1 protein-coding gene is annotated in these 3,418 nt (G+C 42.1%); it reads right to left on the bottom strand.

All coding sequences use genetic code 11. The features are described 5' to 3' along the window. Positions 1-136 precede the first annotated feature (136 nt). Positions 137-3,418, bottom strand: a 3,282-nt coding sequence (locus tag IM515_RS22385) for a CHAT domain-containing protein (protein ID WP_287698194.1), incomplete at its 5' end; no start/stop codon positions are given.

Genomic DNA, 3,418 nt, shown 5'->3' with positions numbered 1-3,418 from the left:
CTGAAATGGGGCGAAAGTCTGTGGACTCTGTGTAAGACAGTACATGGTTTTTTAACTGTGGTATGCGACGGTGGTGGAAGCAGAAACTTAAATCGTGAGGTTTAGGAATCGCCGCACTTTTAGGGCGGCGAGGATGTCAATTCAGATTTTGTCCCTTGCTCGCCTGTGGTAAAAGCGGAAGACCGGCTGGATTCCCTAAACAAATAAAAGCAGCCCAATACTTAGGAGCTTTATAAGGGCGTTCTAAATCAGATTTTTGACTTAATTCACGCAAATGGGCAGCAATTCCTATACTGTGTTTTTCTGCCGATTTGATGGCATCTTCCGTTAGCCATTGGGAACGCATTTTGGCAATGGTGAGACGCTGGAGGCTAGATTTGGCTTTTCTCAAAGCTTCTGCTTTGCTAAGTTTGGCTTTCAGGAGATAATAATAGAAATACTGCATTAAGATAGTGGTAGCCACATCATCCACTTTCCAAAGGCTGATAATAACGGTTTTTGCTCCTGCTTGGATGAAGGAACGACGCAAACCGATGAGGGTTTCTCCTGTGTAGAGGTCTCCTAAGGCGGTTTCACAGGCGGAGGTAACGACTAACTCTGTCCCCGCTAAATTGATAGATTGCACGTCTAGGGAAGTTAATAAGCCATCTTCGGCTTCTTCGGGTAGTTTACCGCCGTTTAACATGGTATTCACCCCCGCAAAGGCTAAACCTGAACGCAGCAGGGGATTTTGTCTGGTGCCGACTTGGAATCTTTCTGAGGCGGAAAGACTCGATAACATGAAGTTTTGGTTAATTGTGTCCAGTTCGGGGGTTATATCGCCGAGAAAGTAGCCATGAGTAGCGATATGGAGAATATACGGGGCTTTTTGGGCTTTGGAGACAAGAGGTTTTAAAGCTTTGGCGGCGGTAACGGGTTTGACTCTGAGTATTTTAGCGATTTTTTCGCCTTCGATTTCGGTGCCGGGGAGGGAGTTGAATATTTGTCCTTGTCGAGAGGTGGCTAAATCGCGTAAGGATGGTTTAAAGGGGAATTTTTCCTCATTTTCGGCAGTTGATGGCGTGTTTTCGGGACTGGCTAAGTTATAGTCAGGGTTAGCGATAACGAGGGGATAGGTGACTTTGGCGGGAATTTTGGCTTTAAATCGCAGGATATCTCGTCCTACATTTAAGAAGTTGCAGCGATATTCATCCATTAAGTAGCTGCCTTTATCGGTGGGTAAAATTTCAAAGGGTAAGCAGTTTAATTCGCCATCGGGACAGATAATTAATTCTTGGGTGAGATAAGGCTCGATTTTGTCAAATATAAGCTTGCTTAGTTCAATTTTTGGCGATATATCCTCTTTTTTCTTAAATACGGCCACACTTAATCCTCGTGGGTTTTCTACCGATTCCCGAAACTCTTTCACTAATTTGTCTATGGGTTCAGCTTCTCCTAAATCTATCATAGTTAGCTGTTCTGGGGCTTGGGCAGGTAGGATAAAGGCGAGATAGCGAGGGGGAAAGGATGCAGCGTCACCGTTGGCGGGAATTGCCTGAAAATTGTAGTTATTAAACCTGAAAAATTCAATTAGAGTAGTTCCTTGGGGTAATTCTAAGGCGATGGTACGAAAATCAGCGTTTTGCAGTTCTTTTTCGAGGTTAAGTTCGGGGATATTTAATTCTCGTTCGAGGTTTTCTGCTTGTTGTTCGAGGGATTTAATTTCTTGTTGGTAGTAGGGAAGTTGTTCGGGGGTGGGTATATCAAAACAGCGTTTGGCGAGTTGTTGCCTAATTTGTTGCCATTGTTGGAGTTTGGGGGCAAGATGGGCGTATTGTTGGGATAAAAGGGCGATTTTTTGCAGGATGGCGGTTTCGGTTGCGATCGCTTTTCGTCTTAAGATGAGGTTATAGGCAGATTGTACCGCTTCGGGGCTATTAGGAAAGTGCTGGAAAACTAGGGAGAGAAATGTTTCTACTTTATGGTAGTTTTGTTTGACATAGTTCAGGCGTTCCTTATCGGTGCTAATGCTAAAGATTTTAGAAATAGTTTTTAAATCAATTTTTGCTGCTTCCTGCATTAATTTTAGTGCTTCTTCTGGGTGGTTGGTTGCTGCATATAAAAGGGCTAAATTATTCAGAGAAGCAGCATAGTCGGGGTGGTCAGTTCCTAAACTTTTACCAACAATTTCGAGAGCTTGTTGAGAGAGAGGTAAAGCTTGCTCATACTGTCCCATTAACCGATATAATACGGCTAAACTATTCAGAGAATTAGCATAGTCAGGGTGGTCAGTTCCTAAACTTTTACCACGAATTTCGAGAGCTTGTTGAGAGAGAGGTAAAGCTTGCTCATACTGTCCCATTGACCGATATAATCCGCCTAAGTTATTCAGAGAATTAGCATAGGTGGGGTGGTCAGTACCTAGAATTTTACCAGTAATTTCGAGAGCTTGTTGATGGAGAGGTAAAGCTTGCTCATACTGTCCCATTGCATCATATAATAGGGCTAAGTTATTCAGACAAGTAGCATATTCACGGTGGTCAGTACCTAGAATTTTACCAGTAATTTCGAGAGCTTGTTGATGGAGAGGTAAAGCTTGCTCATACTGTCCTATTGACTGATATAATAGGGCTAAATTATTCAGAGAAGTAGAATACTTAGGGTGGTCAGTACCTAAAATTTTACCGTGAATTTCGAGAGCTTGTTGAGAGAGAGGTAAAGCTTGCTCATACTGTCCCATTGACCCATATAATACGGCTAAATTATTCAGAGAAGTGGCATAGCCAGGGTGGTTAGTACCTAGACTTTTACCAGCAATTTCGAGAGCTTGTTGAGAGAGAGGTAAAGCTTGCTCATACTGTCCCATTGACCTATATAATACGGCTAAATTATATAGAGACTCAGCATAGTTAGGGTGGTCAGTACCTAGAATTTTACCAATAATTTCGAGAGCTTGTTGATGGAGAGGTAAAGCTTGCTCATACTGTCCCATTAACTGATATAATATGGCTAAGTTATCCAGAGAACCAGCATAGTCAGGGTGGTCAGTACCTAAACTTTTACCACGAATTTCGAGAGCTTGTTGATGGAGAGGTAAAGCTTGCTCATACTGTCCCATTGACCTATATAATACGGCTAAATTATATAGAGACTCAGCATAGTTAGGGTGGTCAGTACCTAAACTTTTACCAATAATTTTGAGAGCTTGTTGAGAGAGAGGTAAAGCTTGCTCATACTGTCCCATTGACTCATATAATAGGGCTAAGTTATTCAGACAATTAGCATATTCAGGGTGGTTAGTACCTAGAATTTTACCAATAATTTTGAGAGCTTGTTGATGGAGAGGTAAAGCTTGCTCATACTGTCCCATTGACTCATATAATAGGGCTAAGTTATTCAGACAATTAGCATATTCAGGGTGGTCAGTACCTAGAATTTT

Origin of the sequence: Microcystis sp. M44BS1, from assembly GCF_020244875.1 — a bacterium.
Lineage (GTDB): Bacteria > Cyanobacteriota > Cyanobacteriia > Cyanobacteriales > Microcystaceae > Microcystis > Microcystis panniformis.
Note: the sequence above shows the minus strand (reverse complement) of the source record. Positions and strands in the feature narration are given on the sequence as shown.